The 20,467-nt window shown below is 41.8% G+C and carries 15 protein-coding genes and 1 pseudogene; 9 read left to right on the top strand and 7 right to left on the bottom strand.

The genetic code is table 11. The features are described from left to right. Positions 1-56: 56 nt before the first annotated feature. The 7 genes from selD to J1G47_RS07035 all read left to right on the top strand — a co-directional run bounded on the left by selD (position 57) and on the right by J1G47_RS07035 (position 8,491). Positions 57-1,100, top strand: a complete 1,044-nt coding sequence (selD, locus tag J1G47_RS07065; protein ID WP_207326536.1) for a selenide, water dikinase SelD — start codon at positions 57-59, stop codon at positions 1,098-1,100. Between the two features lie 129 nt (positions 1,101-1,229). Beyond that, positions 1,230-2,429: a 2-octaprenyl-6-methoxyphenyl hydroxylase gene (ubiH, locus tag J1G47_RS07060; RefSeq protein WP_207326535.1), complete on the top strand. Its 1,200-nt coding sequence runs from the start codon at positions 1,230-1,232 to the stop codon at positions 2,427-2,429. A 10-nt stretch (positions 2,430-2,439) separates the two neighbouring features. Continuing rightward, complete coding sequence (locus tag J1G47_RS07055; RefSeq protein WP_207326534.1) at positions 2,440-3,846, top strand: YcjX family GTP-binding protein; 1,407 nt, start codon at positions 2,440-2,442, stop codon at positions 3,844-3,846. A gap of 122 nt (positions 3,847-3,968) precedes the next feature. Then, positions 3,969-4,445: an SsrA-binding protein SmpB gene (gene smpB / locus J1G47_RS07050; protein ID WP_010786708.1), complete on the top strand. Its 477-nt coding sequence runs from the start codon at positions 3,969-3,971 to the stop codon at positions 4,443-4,445. A gap of 268 nt (positions 4,446-4,713) precedes the next feature. Further along, on the top strand, positions 4,714-5,073 hold the full coding sequence (locus J1G47_RS07045; RefSeq protein ID WP_012621857.1) for an endonuclease domain-containing protein: 360 nt from the start codon (positions 4,714-4,716) through the stop codon (positions 5,071-5,073). Positions 5,074-5,147: 74 nt separating this feature from the next. Next, positions 5,148-6,452, top strand: a complete 1,305-nt coding sequence (gene serS / locus J1G47_RS07040; protein ID WP_012621856.1) for a serine--tRNA ligase — start codon at positions 5,148-5,150, stop codon at positions 6,450-6,452. Between the two features lie 188 nt (positions 6,453-6,640). Beyond that, on the top strand, positions 6,641-8,491 hold the full coding sequence (locus J1G47_RS07035; RefSeq protein ID WP_075592234.1) for a monovalent cation:proton antiporter-2 (CPA2) family protein: 1,851 nt from the start codon (positions 6,641-6,643) through the stop codon (positions 8,489-8,491). A gap of 160 nt (positions 8,492-8,651) precedes the next feature. Here the strand turns inward: J1G47_RS07035 and sucD are convergent, their stop codons facing one another. From sucD to J1G47_RS07005, 6 genes are all read right to left on the bottom strand, one after another. Continuing rightward, positions 8,652-9,524, bottom strand: coding sequence for a succinate--CoA ligase subunit alpha (gene sucD / locus J1G47_RS07030; RefSeq protein WP_075620785.1), 873 nt, complete (start codon positions 9,522-9,524; stop codon positions 8,652-8,654). Beyond that, positions 9,524-10,690, bottom strand: a complete 1,167-nt coding sequence (gene sucC / locus J1G47_RS07025) for an ADP-forming succinate--CoA ligase subunit beta (RefSeq protein WP_160443955.1) — start codon at positions 10,688-10,690, stop codon at positions 9,524-9,526. Before sucC ends, sucD begins: the two co-directional genes overlap by 1 nt. Before the next feature lie 64 nt (positions 10,691-10,754). Next, positions 10,755-11,972 carry a 2-oxoglutarate dehydrogenase complex dihydrolipoyllysine-residue succinyltransferase gene (gene odhB / locus J1G47_RS07020; protein WP_010786714.1) on the bottom strand — a complete coding sequence of 406 codons (1,218 nt, stop codon included), beginning with the start codon at positions 11,970-11,972 and terminating at the stop codon, positions 10,755-10,757. Between the two features lie 139 nt (positions 11,973-12,111). Then, the gene (gene sucA / locus J1G47_RS07015; RefSeq protein WP_160428216.1) at positions 12,112-14,919 is read right to left on the bottom strand and encodes a 2-oxoglutarate dehydrogenase E1 component; all 2,808 of its coding nucleotides are present in this window, start codon (positions 14,917-14,919) and stop codon (positions 12,112-12,114) included. 246 nt (positions 14,920-15,165) lie between these two features. After that, positions 15,166-15,789, bottom strand: coding sequence for a LysE/ArgO family amino acid transporter (locus J1G47_RS07010; protein WP_044008913.1), 624 nt, complete (start codon positions 15,787-15,789; stop codon positions 15,166-15,168). A gap of 218 nt (positions 15,790-16,007) precedes the next feature. Continuing rightward, positions 16,008-18,521 carry a glycogen/starch/alpha-glucan phosphorylase gene (locus J1G47_RS07005; protein WP_021112398.1) on the bottom strand — a complete coding sequence of 838 codons (2,514 nt, stop codon included), beginning with the start codon at positions 18,519-18,521 and terminating at the stop codon, positions 16,008-16,010. A gap of 281 nt (positions 18,522-18,802) precedes the next feature. On the opposite strand from J1G47_RS07005, the gene rplY reads away from it, so the two are divergent. After that, complete coding sequence (gene rplY / locus J1G47_RS07000) at positions 18,803-19,090, top strand: 50S ribosomal protein L25 (RefSeq protein WP_005713734.1); 288 nt, start codon at positions 18,803-18,805, stop codon at positions 19,088-19,090. A gap of 164 nt (positions 19,091-19,254) precedes the next feature. Here rplY and J1G47_RS06995 read toward each other — a convergent pair. Next, positions 19,255-19,439, bottom strand: a pseudogene (locus J1G47_RS06995) (IS1595 family transposase); the annotation flags it as partial. A 454-nt stretch (positions 19,440-19,893) separates the two neighbouring features. Between J1G47_RS06995 and J1G47_RS06985 the strand changes: the two are divergent. Further along, complete coding sequence (locus J1G47_RS06985; RefSeq protein WP_234885772.1) at positions 19,894-20,457, top strand: autotransporter outer membrane beta-barrel domain-containing protein; 564 nt, start codon at positions 19,894-19,896, stop codon at positions 20,455-20,457. Positions 20,458-20,467: the final 10 nt, after the last annotated feature.

The following is a 20,467-nucleotide window of genomic DNA, read 5'->3' as shown; positions in this document are numbered from 1 at the left end:
TTTCTGCTACAATTCCGTTATCTTTATTTAGGTTAAATAAGAACAAAGAGGCAACCATGCAAAACGAACCCATTCGCTTAATGCAATATAGTCACGGTGCTGGCTGCGGCTGTAAAATTTCCCCGAAAGTGCTTGAACAAATTCTGCACACAGAACAGGCGAAGTTTATCGACCCGAATTTGTTAGTCGGTAATGAAACCAAAGACGATGCAGCTGTCTATGACATCGGCAACGGTGTTGGTATTGTCAGCACAACGGATTTCTTTATGCCGATTGTGGATGATCCTTTTGATTTCGGGCGAATTGCTGCGACTAATGCAATCAGTGATATTTTTGCCATGGGCGGTAAGCCAATTATGGCGATTGCAATTTTAGGCTTTCCAATCAATAAGCTACCTGCCGAAGTTGCACAAAAAATTGTTGATGGCGGTCGTTTTACGTGCCAACAAGCAGGCATTGCGTTAGCTGGGGGACACTCAATTGACTCCCCTGAACCTATTTTTGGTTTAGCGGTTACAGGCATTATTTCCACCGAACAAGTGAAAAAGAACGCATCAGCACAAGCCGATTGCGATTTATATTTAACAAAACCACTTGGGATCGGTGTACTTACCACAGCAGAAAAACAAGGTAAATTAAAACCTGAACATCAAAATTTAGCACGAGATGTGATGTGTCAGATGAATTTGGTCGGTGCTGAATTTGCCAAAGTCGATGAAATCACTGCAATGACCGATGTCACAGGTTTTGGCTTGCTCGGACACTTAACGGAAATCTGCCAAGGTTCAAACTTGCGTGCCGAAGTTTATTTCGATCAAATCCAAACCTTAGACGGTGTCAGAGAGTACATCGCACAAGGTGCTGTGCCAGGCGGAACTACCCGTAATTTCGACAGCTACGGACATCTGATTTCGCCATTAAGTGATGAACAAAAAGCGATTTTGTGCGACCCACAAACATCAGGCGGTTTATTAATTGCCGTTAAGCCACAAGCGGTTGAAAGCGTGAAACAAATTGCAAAAAATGCCAATGTCGCCCTTTACCCTGTCGGCAGATTATTGAAAGCGGAAAGTGGTAAGGTATTGATTGAAGTAAAATAACAATAATTCCCCCCTTTGAAAAAGGGGGGCTAGGGGGGATTTTATTAGGCAAGGTGAAATATCCAGATTGTTAAATCCCCCTCAATCCCCCTTTTTCAAAGGGGGAAGTAAATTTTGGAGAATCCCCAAATGAAACAAAACATTGATGTGGTGATTGTCGGCGGTGCGGTGACTGGTTCTGTACTTGCCTTAGCGTTAAGTTCAGTAAGCGGACACCAACTGCAAATTGCAATCGTAGAAAAAAATACGCCAAACTATGCAGAACAAGGCGGTTTTGACGCACGTTCAATCGCCCTTGCTTACGGCAGTTTGCAAAAATTAGCTCAAATTCGACCGCTTGCCACGGAGCAAAATTTAGCTCAACTGGTTTACCGTATTGCAACCCCTATCAAACAAATTCACGTTTCAGATCAAGGACATTTCGGCAAAACGACCTTAAAAGCCGACGAATTACGCTTATCCGAATTAGGTGTGGTGGTGGAACTCGCCAAACTGGGCGAGCAACTGACCGCATTAATCGCCAAGCAACCAAACATTCAGCTATTCTGCCCTGATACCGTCGCCCATATCGAACGCACAGAACAGCACTGCCACATTACCCTAAACAGCGGAACACAATTAACGTCCAAATTGTTAGTTGCCTGTGACGGCATTCAATCTCAAGTTGCCCAACAATGTGGCGTAACAATCCAATTTATCAAGGATTATCAACAATCCGCCATTATTGCCAATGTTATCCTGTCTGAACCACACCAAAACCACGCCTTTGAACGTTTCACAAAACAGGGGCCTTTTGCATTATTACCACTTAATGAAAAAATGATGTCGCTGGTTTGGTGTATGGAAGATCCGACAGAAGCAATGGCAATGTCAGACAGCGACTTTTTACACGCCTTGCAACAACAATTCGGCTGGAAGCTCGGCAAATTTTTACAAGTCAGCAAGCGGTTTGTTTATCCCCTTTCTTCGCAAAAAAGCGAAAGCCATATTCACCACCGATTAGCCATTGTCGGCAATGCCTCTCAGTTACTACACCCTGTCGCAGGACAAGGGTTCAATCTTGGAATGCGAGATCTATTTGAATTGGCAACCCTTGTCGGTCAAGCCTTTGCACAAGGCGAAGATTTCGGCGAAGCAAAATGGCTACAACAGTTTGAACAACACCGCCAAGCCGACCAAACCCGAATTATGCAAAGCACAAGCGGTCTGATTTCGATTTTTGGTTGCGAATTTTTGCCTATTCAAGTCGCTCGTAACCTTGCCCTATTTGGTTTATCTCATTTTTCACTGGCTCGCAATGCCGTTGCTCATAAAGCATTAGGCTGGTAATTTTCGGTATATGTTTAATCAACTTCAACATCAGTTACACAAATTCGTACAACGTGGTTTAGATAATCATCTACGCCTTGCCGTGACAGGCTTAAGTCGCAGTGGTAAAACTGCATTCATCACCAGTTTAGTCGATCAACTGCTACACATCGGCACCAGCGACAACGTCCACTTAAACCTATTTGCCCCTGCTCGAAACGAACAAATTCTTTCCGTAAAACGAGTAGAACAACACGATCTCACCATTCCCCGTTTTGAATACGACAAAAACCGCTACTGCTTTGAAAACGAGCCAGCGACTTGGTGTCCATCAACCACGGGGATCAGCGAAATCCGCCTTGCGATCCGCTACCAACGCCGAGATAGCCTGCTTCGCCATCTCAAAGAAACAAGCACTCTCTATCTTGATATTTTTGATTATCCTGGGGAATGGTTATTAGATTTACCGCTACTCTCACAAAGTTTCAAAGAGTGGTCGCAACATCAACAACTGGTACATAAAGGCGAGCGTGCAGAGTTAGCACAGGCTTGGCTTGCACAAGTAAAACAACTCGATCTCACCGCCAAAACGGACGAAAACCAACTTGCAAAATTAAGTGAAGATTACACCGCTTACCTACTCAAATGCAAAGAAGTTGGAATGCAATATATCCAACCAGGGCGATTTGTCCTGCCAAATACTGAACGGGGTGCGCCTGTCTATCAGTTCTTCCCTCTGCTTGATTTAAGCGAAAATGAATGGGAACAGCTAGAAAAAAGCCCTGAACATAGCATTTTTCACACCCTGAAAAAACGCTATCGCCACTATCAACAAAAAATCGTCAAACTATTTTATGAAGATTACTTCTCACAGTTTGATCGCCAAGTGATCTTAGCGGATTGCCTTACCCCGTTAAATCACAGCCATCAAGCCTTTATTGAAATGAAAACAGGCTTACAACAGCTATTTAAACATTTCCATTATGGCAACCGCTCACTCTTTAGTCGCCTATTTTCATCAAATATCGACAAGTTACTGTTTGTCGCCACCAAAGCCGATCATATCACCAGCGACCAACTACCGAATTTAGAAAGCCTAATGCGACAATTAGTGCAAGAAGGGGGGCGACACGCTGAATTTGAAGGCATTGATACAGGCTACCAAGCGATTTCCGCTATCCGAGCGACCGATCCTGTAATCGCCACACAAAACGGACAAAGTTTCAAAGCGATCCGTGGGATTCGCTCTAGTGATAAAAAACTGGTTACACTCTACCCTGGTAGCGTCCCAAACCGCTTACCCGACATCAACTACTGGCAAAATCACCGCTTTGAGTTTGACCAGTTTGAACCGAAAAAAATCGACTTTGATCAGCCAATCCCCCATTTAAGAATGGACGCTGTATTGCAGTTTTTGTTAGCGGATAGATTTGATTGATAGATTCCTAAAAGAACAGTGAAGGTATGGAAATTTGTAACATAAAAAATTTGGGCATTTGCTACATAATAGGTTGGATTTAAGGTACAATCTCACCAATTTTTTTAATAAAAAATAGCACTATGAGTAAAAAACCAAAAGTAGCTTCAAACACGATTGCCTTAAATAAACGTGCCAGACACGAATATTTTATCGAAGAAGAAATCGAAGCTGGTCTAGAATTACAAGGCTGGGAAGTCAAATCCCTGCGAGCAGGCAAAGCCAATATCGGCGATAGCTATGTCACTTTCCGTAATGGCGAAGCCTTTTTATTCGGTGGCACTATTACCCCGTTAAATGTCGCTTCTACCCATATTGTGTGCGACCCAACCCGTACCCGTAAATTATTGTTAAATAAGCGTGAGTTAGACACGCTTTATGGTAAAGTCAGCCGTGATGGGTTTACCGTTGTCGCCCTGTCGCTCTACTGGAAAAATGCGTGGGCGAAGGTCAAAATCGGCTTGGCGAAAGGGAAAAAATTGCACGATAAACGTGAAGATATTAAAGACCGTGAGTGGCAAGTTGCTAAACAGCGGATTATGAAGAATGCGAATAGGTAGGAAATCCCCCCTAGCCCCCCTTTTTCAAAGGGGGGGATGTTAACGCTTTGACGGAAGTGGGGAAAAAATTTAGCCCCTTTGCCCTTCTTTTTCAAAGGGGGGATGTTAACGCTTTGACGGAAGTGGGGAAAAAATTTAGCCCCTTTGCCCTTCTTTTTCAAAGGGGGGGATGTTAACGCTTTGACGGAAGTGGGGAAAAAATTTAGCCCCTTTGCCCTTCTTTTTCAAAGGGGGGAATGTTAATAGCTTGGCGGTGTTAAGGAATTTTATGGAACCTTATCTATTCCAACTTAAACCAAATGCAAGAACATTACGCAATACGATGACAAAGGCAGAACATATCTTATGGTCTAGATTGCGTAGAAAACAACTTTTAGATCTGCAATTTTATCGTCAGAAGCCAATTTTAACTTATATTGTTGATTTTTATTACCCAAAAGCAAAACTCGTAATTGAACTCGATGGTAGTCAACATTATGAAGTAGAGCATATAGAAGCAGATAAAATAAGAGATCAAGCATTAAACTCACTGGGATTGTATGTGTTGCGTTTCAATAATAGGGAAGTTATTTCTAGTATTGAAAATGTGATTGCACATATTACTCAAATTATCGAAAAACGAATATAAAACCAATTAACCTTTTTCTTAGTCCCCCCCCTTTGAAAAAGGGGGGCTAGGGGGGATTTTATAAGGACACTAAAATGATCGACCAAAACCTTCTGCGTACGAACCTTGAGGAAGTCGCACAAATTTTAAAACTCAAACGTAACTTCAACCTTGATGTTGCTCGTGTTACCAGCCTTGAAGAACAACGCAAAGCATTACAAGTTAAGGCAGAAAATTTACAGGCGGAGCGTAATGCTCGTTCAAAAAATATCGGTGCGGCGAAAGCACGTGGCGAAGATATTTCTGCGTTACTGACAGAAGTAGATACGATGGGTAGCGAATTAGATGCAGCAAAAGTGGAATTAGATAAAGTCCAAGCGGAAATTCGTGAGTTGTTATTAAACATTCCTAACTTACCAGCCGATGAAGTGCCTGTGGGTAAAGACGACAGCGAAAATCTCGAAGTATCTCGCTGGGGTACGCCACGTCAATTTGACTTTGAAATCAAAGATCACGTTACCCTTGGTGAAGGTTTAGGCGGTTTGGATTTCCCTGCTGGTGTGAAATTAACTGGAAGCCGTTTCGTTGTAATGAAAAGCGGTATCGCACGTTTACACCGTGCTTTATCTCAATTTATGTTGGATTTACACACAGAACAACACGGCTATGTGGAAACCTATGTGCCTTATCTTGTAAACCACGATACTCTTTACGGCACAGGGCAATTACCAAAATTCGGCGAAGATCTGTTCCATACTCAACCGTTAGATGGACAAGATCCAAATGCGGTACAAAAACCTTACGCTTTAATCCCAACCGCAGAAGTGCCAGTTACTAATCTTGTGCGTGATGAGATCTTAGACGAAGAAAGTTTACCACTGAAACTGACCGCTCACACCCCGTGCTTCCGTTCAGAAGCAGGTTCTTACGGTCGTGATACCCGTGGCTTAATTCGTATGCACCAGTTCGACAAAGTGGAAATGGTACAAATCGTTGCCCCTGAAAAATCAATGGAAGCCCTTGAAGAATTAACAGGACACGCAGAAAAAGTGTTGCAGTTGCTCAATCTTCCATACCGCAAAATGTTACTCTGTTCTGGCGATATGAGCTTTGGTTCAAGCAAAACCTACGATTTAGAAGTGTGGCTACCGGCACAAAATACCTACCGTGAAATTTCATCTTGCTCAAATATGTGGGATTTCCAAGCTCGCCGTATGCAAGCACGTTGCAAAGCGAAAGGGGATAAGAAAACTCGTTTAGTTCATACCCTAAATGGCTCAGGTTTAGCTGTTGGACGTACGCTTGTTGCCGTACTTGAAAACTACCAAAATGCAGATGGCTCAATTACTGTGCCTGAAGTGTTGAAACCGTATATGGGTGGTGTAGAGGTTATTAAATAATCCCTACAAGCGATCTCTTTTTATCAATTTATTATCAGGGCGGACCGATGTGTCCGCCCTTGTTTCGTATTGTTTAGGAGGAGATATCACTCTGCTCCTATGAAGTAACTTAGAGCTATTATTTCACTATAGTAGATAATTAATTTTCAAATTAAGCATTTATCTAATTTTATTTTTTGAGGTAATCAATGGCGGCAGAAGGTGCAAGTCAATTAGTTAGTGTAGTGACCCTTTTAGGGGCGGCAATTATTGCGGTACCTATTTTTAAACGTTTGGGCTTAGGCTCTGTTTTGGGATATTTAGCTGCAGGGCTTGCGATAGGTCCTTTTGGTTTAAAACTTTTCTCAGATCCCCAAGCGATCATTCACGTTGCCGAATTAGGTGTCGTGATGTTTCTGTTTATCATTGGGTTAGAGATGAAGCCATCTTACTTATGGGGGCTGCGTCGTCAAATTTTCGGCTTAGGCAGTATGCAAGTGGTCGTTTGTGCGGTCTTGCTTACGTTTGTCGGTATGGCGTTTGGCTATTCTTGGCAAATCTCTTTTGTTGGTGGAGCAGGCTTTGTTTTAACATCTACTGCAATTGTAATGCAAGTATTAAGCGAACGAGGCGATATTGCCAGTCCTCGTGGTCAGCGAATGGTGTCAATCTTGCTTTTTGAAGATCTGATTATTGTGCCTCTACTAGCCATTGTCACCTTTCTTGCACCGACAGATCCAAATCATATTGCCGATCCCCAACCTATTTGGCAGAAAATCGGTATCGCAGGGTTATCTGTGACCGCATTGGTGGTGGTCGGTATTTGGGTACTCAACCCGATTTTCCGTATTCTAGCGAAAACCAAAATCCGTGAATTAATGACGGCAGCCGCACTATTTGTGGTTTTAGGCTCTGCGTTATTAATGGAAGAAGGTGGATTATCAACGGCAATGGGCGCTTTTGTCGCAGGGGTTTTACTCTCCGAATCAAGTTTCCGTCACCAATTAGAAGCCGATATTGAGCCATTTAGAGGGTTATTACTTGGCTTATTCTTCTTAGGTGTGGGAATGGCATTAGATCTAAACATTGTGTTTGATAACTGGGTTCTAATCCTTTCGGCAGTGATTGCAATGATGGCAGTGAAATCATTGTGTATTTTATTGATAGCCAAACTTGCCAAAAGTAGCACCAGCGATGCAATGGATAGAGCGGTCGTGATGGCTCAAGGCGGTGAATTTGCCTTTGTACTATATGCAGCCGCTGCAACACAAGGGGTGATTTCTGCAGAAATTCAAGCAAATCTAACCGCTATTGTCGTGCTTTCAATGATTTTTGCCCCAATCACCATCATTTTACATAACAAATTCGTAGCACCTCGTTTTGCAAACAAAGCTGGGGAACGTGAAGCCGATCATATTGAAGAACAGCACCCGATTATCTTAGTTGGGATTGGGCGTTATGGACAAATCGTCAATCATATCCTCACGATGTCTGGCTATCACCCTACTATTATTGATCTTAACGAAGCACAAATCGAAGGGGCGAAAAAGTACGGAATTAAAAGCTATTATGGCAATGCTACTCGTCCAGAATTACTTCACAATGCTGGGATTGAAACGGCGGAATTATTGATCGTTGCAGTAGATGATAAGCATCAAGCGATACATATTGTGGAGCTGGCTCGTTCTATGAACCCGAATATCAAAATTATCGCAAGGGCATATGACCGAGTTCACGTCTTTGAACTTTACAAAGCAGGAGCAGATAAACAAGTGCGTGAGACCTTTGATTCAGCCTTACGCAGTGGGCGTGCGGCCTTAAAAATGCTAGGCGTTGAGGAAGAAGTTGCTGATGAAATTTGTGACTACTATTTTGAACGAGATCGCCACAATGTGAAATTAATGGCGGAAGTCTATGATCCTAATTTAGAACTCTTTAAGAATGAAGAAATGCGAAAAATTGCACTAGCCGAAGATCAGGAAACAATGCTTGAAATTCAGAATATTTTGGAGAGAGCAAGGGAGAAAAAAGAAGCTGGGTTCTTTAATTCCTCCCTCTAAATATAAGAAAAGGTTCTGAAGATAGTTTTTCTGTGTAAGACAGTAAATAATTGCTCTAAAGAGCAAGTTTCATCGTAGAAGATTAAACCTAATCTGCCAGTTCTATAATTACAGCTCCTGTCAGATTAGGCATGTTTCTACGGTTCTGATCAACAAGCGGTTATTTATTTAACACCGCTTGCAATGCTGCCCCAATGTCAGCCAAACTACGTACGGTTTTTACGCCAGCGGCTTCAAGTGCTGCAAATTTTTCATCTGCAGTCCCTTTTCCGCCAGAGATAATCGCCCCAGCGTGTCCCATACGTTTTCCTTTTGGTGCGGTAACGCCAGCAATATAGCTCACCACAGGTTTAGTCACGTTCGCTTTGATAAAGGCTGCCGCTTCTTCTTCTGCAGAGCCGCCAATTTCACCGATCATTACAATCGCTTCAGTTTCAGGGTCTGCTTGGAATAGCATTAGAATATCAATGAAGTTTGAACCTGGAATAGGATCGCCACCGATCCCAACACAGGTAGATTGACCAAAGCCGTAGTCTGTTGTTTGTTTAACCGCTTCATAAGTCAATGTTCCTGAACGAGAAACAATCCCAATTTTGCCTTTTTTGTGGATACAGCCGGGCATAATCCCGATTTTACATTCATCAGGTGTAATTACCCCAGGGCAGTTAGGGCCGATCATTCTCACGCCTGTTTGGTTTAAACGCTGTTTCACTTGAAGCATATCTAAGGTTGGGATACCTTCTGTGATACAAACGACAAGCTGAATGCCTGCATCAATGGCTTCTAAAATAGCATCTTTACAACCAGGTGCTGGTACATAAATAACCGTTGCGGTCGCCCCTGTGGCTTCCACTGCTTCACGCACGGTATTAAATACCGGTAAACCTAAGTGAGTTGTGCCACCTTTACCTGGTGAAACACCGCCGACAAGTTGTGTGCCATAATCAAGGGCTTGTTGTGAATGGAATGTGCCTTGTCCGCCAGTAAAACCTTGGCAGATCACTTTGGTATCTTTGTTGATTAAAATAGACATTATTTACCCCCTGCCGCTTTTACTGCTTCTACAGCCGCATCTGTTAAGGTTGCTGCTGCAATGATATTTAAGCCACTTTTCGCTAAAATTTCACGTCCAAGTTCTGCGTTGTTTCCTTCTAGACGAACGACAACAGGTACGTTTACGCCTACTTCATTGACGGCAGCGATGATCCCGTCAGCGATTAAGTCACAACGGACGATACCGCCGAAAATATTGACGAGGACGGCTTTTACTGCCTTATCGGATAAGATGATTTTAAAGGCTTCCGCAACTCGTTCTTTGGTTGCACCGCCACCTACATCTAAGAAGTTTGCAGGGAAACCGCCGTGTAATTTGACAATATCCATTGTCCCCATTGCAAGTCCAGCACCGTTTACCATACAACCTATGTTACCATCTAAGGCAACATAGTTAAGTTGGTGCGACTCGGCAAGGGCTTCACGTGGATCATCTTGGCTGGGATCGTGCATTGCGGCGAGTTCTGGTTGGCGATATAACGCATTACCATCTACCACCATTTTGGCATCTAAGCAAAGTAAATTACCTTCGGTAGTCACGACAAGCGGATTGATTTCGAGTAGGGAAAGATCTTTTTCTACAAAGAGTTTAGCCAGCTGTGTGAAAATAAAGCTAAATTGTTTGATTTGATCGCCTGTTAAACCAAGTTTAAAGGCTAGTTCACGTCCTTGATATGCCATTCCCCCTACAAGCGGATCGATAGCGACTTTATGTAGTAATTCAGGGGTTTTAGCGGCGACTTCTTCGATGTTCATTCCCCCAGCACTTGAAGCCATAAAGACAACTTTTTGTGAGGAGCGGTCAATTACTGCCCCTAAATAAAGTTCACGGGCAATCCCTACTGTTTCCTCAACATATAGGGTATTAACAGGCTGACCATTTGCGTCTGTTTGGAAAGTCACTAAGCGTTTGCCGAGCCATTTGTCTGCAAATTCACGCACTTCCGCTTCATTTCGTACCAGTTTGACACCGCCAGCTTTACCACGTCCGCCTGCGTGGACTTGGCACTTAATTGCCCAAGCGTCGCCTTTGAGTTGTTTGATTGCTTCAACCGCTTCATCTGCCGTTTTACAAGCAATGCCTTGGCTGACAGGAAGTTTATATTTGGCAAAGATCTGTTTGCCTTGGTATTCGTGTAGGTTCATAGAGTTGGGGTTCCTATGTGATTAAAACTGTTTTCCCCCTTTTTCAAAGGGGGAAATGTTCATTCTAAATTTCTAACAACAAACGTGTTGGATCTTCGAGTAAATCTTTGATGGCTACTAAGAAACCAACAGACTCTCGCCCATCAATCAAACGGTGATCATAGCTTAGTGCAAGATACATCATCGGACGAATAACCACCTGACCATCTACAGCCACAGGGCGATCTTTAATGGCGTGCATACCTAAAATAGCACTTTGCGGTGGATTGATAATCGGCGTGGACATTAATGAACCAAAGACACCGCCATTAGTGATAGTGAAGTTTCCACCTGTTAAGTCTTCTACAGTCAATTTACCATCGCGTCCTTTTTCTGCCAGTGCTTTAATAGCTTTTTCAATGTCTGCCATTGAAAGTTTGTCGCAATCGCGTAACACAGGGGTAACTAAACCACGAGGGGTAGAAACAGCGATACTGACATCAAAATAGTTGTGATACACCACATCATCGCCATCAATAGAAGCATTCACCTCTGGATAACGTTTTAATGCTTCAACCACCGCTTTGATATAGAACGACATAAAGCCTAAACGCACACCGTGTTGTTTTTCAAATTTTTCACCATATTGCTTACGCAGATCCATAATTGGCTTCATATCTACTTCATTGAATGTGGTGAGCATCGCCGTAGTATTTTTCGCTTCTAATAAACGCTCTGCAATGCGTTTACGCAAGCGGGTCATCGGCACACGTTTTTCACTACGAGCAGAGTAAGCCACTGTGCTGATAGTATTTTCAACTTTCTCAGCCACTTTCGCATTACGTTTAGCCACAACCGCTTCAATATCTTCACGAGTAATTCTGCCACCTACACCTGAACCTTTCACTTCACTGGCTTCTAGCCCGTGTTCTGCAAGTAAACGGCGAACACTTGGGCCTAATGCGTCAGCCGAGCTATTATCTGGCTCTAAAGAGGCGGTTTGACGATCTGAAGGGGTTGCTTCATTTACTGGTTTAATTGTCGCTAAAGACACATCACCTGCTTGCTGAGTAACTAAAATACCTAAAACTTGTTTACTTACAACAGTTGCCCCTTCGCCTTGTTGAATTTCGGTAATCACACCATCGCTAGTCGCAGGCACTTCGAGAACCACTTTATCGGTTTCAATTTCTACAATAACTTCATCACGTTTTACGCTATCGCCAACTTTTTTATGCCAAGTCGCAACGGTCGCATCTGCAACGGATTCGGGTAAATCTGGAACGAGGATTTCGATTGTCATTTGTTGTTTCCTTCTATTTAAATTCTCATTCCCCCCTTTGAAAAAGGGGGGCTAGGGGGGATTTTTATAAGCTAATGCTGATATTGAGATCGTTAAATCCCCCTTAATCCCCCTTTTTCAAAGGGGGAAATTACATCAATTAAACGCTTAATGCCTCATCAACCAACTGCGTCTGCTGTTTGGTATGAAGTGACATATATCCCACTGCTGGTGAAGCGGAAGCTGGGCGACCTGCATATTTCAATGTCGCATTCTCTGGAATAGAGGCTTCGAAGTTGTGTTTGCTACAATACCAAACCCCTTGATTTAATGGCTCTTCTTGACACCAAACATAATCAGTAACATGAGCATAAGGCATAAGTGCTTTTTTCACATCTTCATGTGGATAAGGGTAAAGTTGTTCAATACGAATAATCGCTACATCGGTTTTCACACGCTGGCGACGTTCTTCTAGTAAATCGTAATAGACTTTACCTGAACAAAGTACCACACGCTTAACCTGTGCAGGATCGAGATTATCTAATTCCCCGATCACCGTTTTAAACTCACCGTTGATCAACTCATCTAAAGTTGAAACAGCAAGCGGGTGGCGTAGCAGTGATTTTGGCGAAATCGCAATCAGTGGACGACGCATTTTACGGATCGCTTGACGACGTAACATATGGTAAACCTGTGCTGGTGTTGATGGAATACAGACTTGCATATTTTGTTCTGCACAAAGTTGTAAGTAACGTTCCAAACGAGCTGATGAGTGTTCAGGACCTTGACCTTCATAGCCGTGTGGCAGTAGCATCACTAAACCGCACATACGTCCCCATTTTTGTTCACCAGAACTAATAAACTGGTCGATAACAATCTGAGCACCGTTCGCAAAGTCACCAAACTGAGCTTCCCAAATCGTCAATGTTTTTGGATCGGTCGTTGCATAACCATATTCAAATGCCAGTACCGCTTCTTCGGAAAGTACCGAGTCCCACACCTCAAAACGCCCTTGGTTTGCGTGCAAATGCGTTAAAGGCACATAGCCTGTACCATCATTTTGATTATGCACAACAGCGTGACGGTGGAAGAAGGTACCACGACCAGCATCTTCACCCGATAGACGAACGTGAGTACCATCATCAAGCAGGGTTGCATAAGCCATCGTTTCAGCCATACCCCAGTCAAGCAGTTTATTGCCTTGATACATCTCACGGCGGTCGTTATAAATTTTTTCAACACGAGGGTGTGGGCGTAACGCTTCTGGATATTCGCACACACGTTTCGCGATTTCTAAGAAACGAGCTTCAGGGAATTTGCTTTCATACGGCGACGTCCATTCATAATTAAGATATTGCAACCAATCCATTGACGCAGTATCCATTTCTCGCCATTCAGGCACAACACGATCACCATTATCTAACGCATCACGATAGAGGTTCATCATCTCAATTTCATCATCACCTGTAATCACCCCTTCAGCAATCAAACGATCCGCATAAACTTTACGAGGTGTCGGGTGTTTCTTAATAAGACCGTACATCATCGGCTGAGTAGCCAAAGGTTCATCAGCCTCATTATGACCGTGACGACGATAAGAAATTAAATCAATAAAAATATCACGTTTAAATAAACAACGATATTCCACCGCCATTCTCGCTGCAAATGCCACCGCTTCAGGATCATCACCATTAACGTGAATAATCGGGGCTTGGATCATCTTGGCAATATCGGTACAGTATTCCGTAGAACGGGTATCGTTTGGATTAGAAGTCGTAAAACCGATCTGGTTATTGATCACGATACGGATTGTTCCGCCTACTTTGTAACCTCTCGCATTTGACATATTCAAGGTTTCTTGAACAACCCCTTGACCTGCCACCGCCGAGTCGCCGTGAACCGTGATCGCCAATACTTTCTTATGTTCAGTATCGTGAATACGAGTTTGTCTTGCACGCACAGAACCAATCACCACAGGGCTAACAATTTCCAAGTGCGAAGGGTTAAACGCAAGAGCAAGGTGAACGTGTTTACCGTCCACATCAAAATCAGACGAGAAGCCCTGATGGTATTTCACATCACCTGTACGATTATCATCAGCGTGTTTACCAGCAAACTCATCAAAAAGTTCAGCAGGTTTCTTACCTAACACATTGACTAACATATTCAAACGACCACGGTGAGCCATTCCCATCACTACATTTTCCATACCTTGACGACCAGCGTGACGGATAATCTCTTTCATCATCGGAATAAAAGCATCAGACCCCTCAAGCGAGAAACGTTTTGCACCAGGGAATTTCGCCCCTAAATAACGCTCCAAACCATCAGCAGCGGTCAGTTCCGTTAATAAATTTACTTTTTGTTCTTTCGTGAATAACGGCTTATTCAGCACACTCTCCATTTTCGCCTGAAGCCAATTTTTCTGCTCCATATCCTGAATGTGCATAAATTCCAAACCGATACTACCGCAATAGGTTTCCTTTAACGCCTCAGCAAGTTCGCCTAGCTTCATCGTATCTTTGTTATAAACATAACGCCCGATAGTAAAAGTTTCTTCTAAATCTTTATCACTGAAACCGTGGTAACGGTAATCGAGTTCAGGAACCTGTGAGGTTTTCCAACGATAATAATTAAGCGGATCTAATTTAGCTTCCAAATGTCCACGGAAGCGGTAGGCATTAATGAACTGTAACACTTTAACGAGTTTTGCACTGGCTTCAGGATCAATAACTGTCACCGCCTCACTACGATTTTCACGTGCTAAACGACGGAAATAATCACGAACGCTGGAATGAGGTTGCTCTACTTGGGTAGCTTTTGGCAGTTGAGCAAATACCGCTTGCCAACTTGCATCAACGCTATCAGGATCTTCTAGATACTGCTCGTAGATTTCCTCAACATAAGACTGATTTGCCCCACCTAATGCAGTAGTCGCAATCCAATCGTCAAAGTTTTTATGTTGCATAAAGACCTAACCTTATTTTTATCTGTTTACAAAGTTGTTAAATTTGCTGTCATTATATACATTTCAGTACAAATAAAGGCAAAAAAGTCAAAGAGAAATGCTTACTTATAAATCAGTCACACAAATCCCCCCAATTATGACGGATTTTTTAAAGAAAAACTGTGATATAAGTCGAATTTTTACAAAAAATTAACATTGTAAAGAAGGGAATTTGATGGTAGAAGATAGAAAGAAAGGAAATGCCTCTTATTCAATAAGTTTGACAGCATACACGATTAAACTAAATGCAATGCCATACATAATTAACCCTGTGACAAAATCTAAAATCTGCCAAGTTCGACGTTTTTCAAAGTAAGGGGAAAGCAAGCCGGCTCCATAACCTACCCCAAAAAACCACAAAAATGAACAAATTAATGCTCCGATCAAGAAATGTATTTTTTCTGCGAAACTTAAAGTGCCACCGATACCGCCGACAATCACCACAGTGTCAATATAAACGTGTGGATTAAGTAATGTAATCGCAAGGGTAATGGCGATCACTTTCTTTAAAGACGACTTAGCTTGCCCTTGTTGTGCCAATAGCTGACTTGAGCCTTGATAAGCAGTGATAAAAGAGCGACTACCATAAGTGAATAAAAAAATCGCACCAAACAGAGCAAGCAATAAACTAGCGGTAGGTGACTGCGAAATAAGCGAACCAAGCCCCAATACACCGATACTCATCAACGCAACATCACAAAGAAAGCAGAGTAGAGCTACCCAAAAAACGTGCTGTTTTAAAATCCCCTGCTTCAATAAAAATGCATTTTGTGCACCAATAGACACAATCAGCCCAAAACAGACCACAAAACCGTGTAAAAAACTTTCCATCACTTAATTTCTCCCTCATACAGGCGGACGATTATACCCAAATATTTCATATATTTGTCGAGGTTATTCGTTAAATTTTGTGTGGGGCTATGTCAGACACTAATTTATTGGAGGAAGGTATAAATGAGCACAGATAGAAATTCTCCATTTTTATTCAATAGTAGAATGGAGAATTTCCAAATGTCTAGAGAGTGTATCTTAGTCTATTAGTTATAAAGTCATTTTATAACTAACAACTTACTCGCATTACTCATCATATCCGCTACTTTCGGCTGAGAAGATAATTGCGTTTCGTTCATTGGTTCAATTTTCCAAATATCTTTCGCATAATCTAACACAGAGCGGTCTGATGAGAAGTAGCCCATATTCGCAATGTTGATGATCGCAGAACGTGTCCACGCTTTCTTATTACGGAAGTAGGTTGCTACTTTCTCTTGAGCATCTACATAGCTACGGAAATCCGCACAGGCTTGATAGAAGTCACCTGATGAGAGAATTAACTCTTGATAACGATATGGATCTTCTGGTGAGAATTTACCATTTAAGATTTGTGAAATTGCTTCGTTTAATTCTGCATCTTTTTCGTAGTAGTGATATGGTGAGTAGCCGTTGCGACGTAACTCTTCCACTTGTTCTACGGTGTTACCGAAGATAAAGATGTTGTCGTTACCTACACGATCTAAAATTTCCACGTTTGCACCGTCAAGGGTACCGATTGTCAATGCACCGTTTAGGGCAAATTTCATATTTGATGTACCTGATGCTTCTGTACCAGCAAGGGAAATTTGCTCAGACACATCTGCTGCTGGAATAATTAATTGTGCAAGGCTTACGCTGTAGTTCGGAATAAAGACAACTTTGATTAAATCACGAATATGGCTGTCGTTGTTGATCACATTTGCAACATCGTTGATTAAACGAATCACTTTTTTCGCTGCATAGTAAGCACTTGCTGCTTTACCTGCAAAGATAAAGACGCGTGGCTGCCAATCTGCTGTTGGGTTTCTTAAAATACGGTTATAGTGAGCAATGATGTGTAACACATTTAATTGCTGACGTTTGTATTTGTGAATACGTTTAATTTGAACGTCAAAAATCGCTTCAGGGTTGAGTTTAATGCCTTGAGTTTGTTCTACATAAGCGGCGAGTTTACGTTTATTTTCTACTTTAACCGCAGCCACTTCTACTTGAACATCAGTATCATCAACAAAGGCATTGAACTTGTCTAACTGAGTTAAATCGGTACGCCATTCTTTGCCAATGCGTTTATCTAAAATTGCAGCAAGTCCAGGATTAGCGATATGAATCCAGCGACGTGGGGTTACACCATTTGTTACGTTGGTGAAGCGATCTGGGTAGATCTTCGCAAAATCGGCAAAAATAGACTCCACCATTAAGTCTGAGTGAATTTTGGCTACGCCATTGACTTTGCCTGATGCAATCACGGCTAACCACGCCATACGAATACGACGGTCGCCTTGTTCGTCAATAATAGATACACGACGGATTAATTCTTCATCATTTGGGAATTGCTGACGAACCTCTTGTAAGAACCAATCGTTGATTTCAAAAATAATTTGTAAATGACGTGGTAAGATACGAGCCACCATCTCCACAGGCCAAGTTTCTAACGCTTCGCTCATTAAAGTGTGGTTGGTGTAGAAGAATACTTTGCGAGTCGTATTCCATGCCTGTTCCCAACTATAACCTTTTTCGTCAATTAAAATGCGCATTAACTCAGGAATCGCAAGGGTAGGGTGGGTGTCGTTAAGGTGGATTGCCACTTTTTCCGCAAGATTTAAGCAAGATCCCGATTCCACTTCATGACGACGAACGATGTCTTGTACTGATGCAGAGCAAAGGAAATATTCTTGGCGTAAACGTAATTCACGACCGTTGTAAGTTGAATCGTCTGGGTAAAGTACACGAGAAACGTTTTCTGAGCTATTTTGTTGGCTCATTGCTGCAAAATAGTCACCACGGTTAAAGTCTGCTAAACCAAATAGTTTTTCCCCTGCGTGTGCAGACCATAGACGTAAGCTGTTGGTTGCAGTGGTTTTAAATCCTGGGACAAGCTGGTCGTGGGCTTGAGCAATGATTTCTTCATCAGGTTGCCATACGGTTTTTTTGCCTTCTTGCCAAGTTCTGCCACCAAAACGTATAGGGAATTTTTTACTTGAACGTAAGTAAGGCCACGCAAATTCATTTTCTAACCAATAATCTGGATTTTCAACTTGTTCGCCATTTTTTATCTCTTGGCGGAACATACCGTATTCATAACGAATACCGTAGCCAATCGCAGGGATCTTCATTGCTGCAAGACTGTCCATATAACACGCAGCCAAGCGACCTAAGCCGCCGTTACCTAAGCCTGGATCGCCTTCTTCATTAATAATGTCTTCAAGATTTTGACCTAGCTCGTCAAACGCAGCTCGAATTAGATCATAAACACCTTCTGCAATCATAGCATTACTGAAGGTTCTTCCCATTAAAAATTCCATAGAAAGATAATAAACACGACGGCTTGTATTTGCCGCTTGGCTACGACGAGTTTGTAACCAAGATTCCGTAGAAAGATCACGCACAACACGCAATGCCGCATTTAACCAGTTACGTTTGCTTGCTTCACGCGGTTCTACACCAAGAGCAAAAACAAGTTTATGCAAAATGGCATTTTTGACATTTTGAATGTTCTCAGGGCTAAGATGCGTGTTTGACTGAGCGATAGTCATTCATTACTCCTATTAAATAAAACGATAGAAAGAATAAAAAAACGACGCATTTTACAATACTTTTGTGAAGTTTCTTACCAAATTACGAAAAATTACGCTTACTTACTGAACTATACTGTTGAAAAAGTAGAAGCAGCGAAGTAATGTTTGATTTTTCTTAAATTTTCATTAGAATACGCACTCGGTTTTTTAACCGTCAAATTTAGGGAAATAGCTGGGTCGCCTGCTATTTTTGTATCAATGGAACCTTAGGTTCCCTTTTTATTTATGAGAATTTAATTATGTCATTCAAATTTGAAGCTGAAGTTCGTTCGGCGCAAGGTAAGGGTGCGAGCCGCCGCCTGCGTCACAATGGTCAAGTTCCTGCAATCATCTACGGTGGTAAAGCAGAAGCAGTATCAATCATTTTAGACCACGATAAAGTAAACAACGCACAAGTACACGATGCGTTCTACAACGAAGTGTTAACTATCGTTGTTGCGGGTAAAGAAGAGCAAGTAAAAGTACAAGCGATTCAACGTCACCCAACTAAACCAAAACTTGTTCACTTAGACTTTAAACGTATTTAACCCCATGTAGTTAAACACTATTTCTCAGACTTTGTATCTGTTAGTTTTTTTAATTTAAAGTCAGATTACTACGAGATAGTTTAGGAATAAATTTCAAGTAGTTCCAAGCCCCTTTTATCAGCGGATAAAGGGGCTTTTAACTATAATAAATAGGGGCTAGATAACTAACTTAAACCGCCTTTAACTAATTATGTTTAAATGGAAATTTGAGCTTTAAGTTACTGTGATTAAAACGCTATTTGCATTCCTTCAAATACAATTCCAAATGTACTTTGGAAATACTGTTAAACTTGAGTAAATGACGTTTATCTTGGCTCTAAAAATGCTCAATTCTGTTTATATGTTTTTTTTCTATGGAGTGGTATAACTCAGTGCCACAGTCAATGAATGCTTTGCCGTTGAAGATTCTGTATTAGGTATGATTTCAGGCAAAGCAGCGAATATGAAAACTGTCGTTATTCCTGCTAAGGCAGAGTGGGATGATCCACGTTGGTCGTTGGCAGATTATAAGTTAGAGCAGATTTCTGACTTGCTAGGATTAATAAAATCATCATAAATTTGATATAGATTGTATTTTCATTTGAAAAACCGCAGAAAAGCGGTTTTTCCTATTTATTCTGATTATTTAGTGATAAAATTGCCTGGATTTTAATCTTTGTTATGTGTTTGAGTGGTGAGTGAAGGAAATGTTATGAAGAAAGTGCGTAGATATTCGGAAGCGGCTTTCGTATCACTATTGGTAACAGCTTGTGGTGGGGGAGATAATTCCTCAAATATGACACTTATTATTAGACAATAACTATTTGCTAGCACAGCTTGGAATGGCAAATGCGAAAAACAAGATTAAGCGTTCAATTTTAATGCGAAATGAAACACGCCGTGTCGAAACAGAGGTTAAATCAAAGCTTTATCATTTCTATACGGAATTAGGACATCGTATTAAATTTGAACAAGGTGAAATAAGTCCGTTTATCGGATACCAATTTGATTCTGTTTATCAAAAAGCCTTTGACGAAGGAAAAAACTTTGGTATTCAAGCGAATCGTACTCAATATAACTTAAATAGTTATTTGCTAGGGTTACGTGCCACCATGAAATGGGGAGATTTGAGCTTAAATACGACCTTATCTCACCGTATGACCCAAAAAGCAGAAAATGCGTTTGGCTTTAATGCTCGCTATATCGGTGCGGAAAGTGAAATTGAATTACAAGGTATTTCACCTGCAAAATATGTCACTATGGCGAAGTTGGGACTGAATTATCAAATTAGCGAAGCTCTTCATCTTTTCGGGGAATATGCGATTGCTCGTCAAAAAGGTGGGGAAAAATGGCAAAACGTGAGTGTAGGAATGAAGTATCAGTTTTAGTCACTTTTTG

Source organism: Glaesserella parasuis (assembly GCF_017352235.1).
Lineage (GTDB): Bacteria > Pseudomonadota > Gammaproteobacteria > Enterobacterales > Pasteurellaceae > Glaesserella > Glaesserella parasuis.
The sequence above is the reverse complement of the archived record's forward strand: the minus strand, read 5'-3'. Positions and strand labels throughout refer to the sequence as shown.

Bases quoted from the DNA above. Each gene is read 5' to 3' on its own strand.
- selD (WP_207326536.1), top strand. From the start codon at position 57: ATGCAAAACGAACCCATTCGCTTAATGCAATATAGTCACGGTGCTGGC.
- ubiH (WP_207326535.1), top strand. From the start codon at position 1,230: ATGAAACAAAACATTGATGTGGTGATTGTCGGCGGTGCGGTGACTGGT.
- J1G47_RS07055 (WP_207326534.1), top strand. From the start codon at position 2,440: ATGTTTAATCAACTTCAACATCAGTTACACAAATTCGTACAACGTGGT.
- smpB (WP_010786708.1), top strand. From the start codon at position 3,969: ATGAGTAAAAAACCAAAAGTAGCTTCAAACACGATTGCCTTAAATAAA.
- J1G47_RS07045 (WP_012621857.1), top strand. From the start codon at position 4,714: ATGGAACCTTATCTATTCCAACTTAAACCAAATGCAAGAACATTACGC.
- serS (WP_012621856.1), top strand. From the start codon at position 5,148: ATGATCGACCAAAACCTTCTGCGTACGAACCTTGAGGAAGTCGCACAA.
- J1G47_RS07035 (WP_075592234.1), top strand. From the start codon at position 6,641: ATGGCGGCAGAAGGTGCAAGTCAATTAGTTAGTGTAGTGACCCTTTTA.
- sucD (WP_075620785.1), bottom strand. From the start codon at position 9,524: ATGTCTATTTTAATCAACAAAGATACCAAAGTGATCTGCCAAGGTTTT.
- sucC (WP_160443955.1), bottom strand. From the start codon at position 10,690: ATGAACCTACACGAATACCAAGGCAAACAGATCTTTGCCAAATATAAA.
- odhB (WP_010786714.1), bottom strand. From the start codon at position 11,972: ATGACAATCGAAATCCTCGTTCCAGATTTACCCGAATCCGTTGCAGAT.
- sucA (WP_160428216.1), bottom strand. From the start codon at position 14,919: ATGCAACATAAAAACTTTGACGATTGGATTGCGACTACTGCATTAGGT.
- J1G47_RS07010 (WP_044008913.1), bottom strand. From the start codon at position 15,789: ATGGAAAGTTTTTTACACGGTTTTGTGGTCTGTTTTGGGCTGATTGTG.
- J1G47_RS07005 (WP_021112398.1), bottom strand. From the start codon at position 18,521: ATGACTATCGCTCAGTCAAACACGCATCTTAGCCCTGAGAACATTCAA.
- rplY (WP_005713734.1), top strand. From the start codon at position 18,803: ATGTCATTCAAATTTGAAGCTGAAGTTCGTTCGGCGCAAGGTAAGGGT.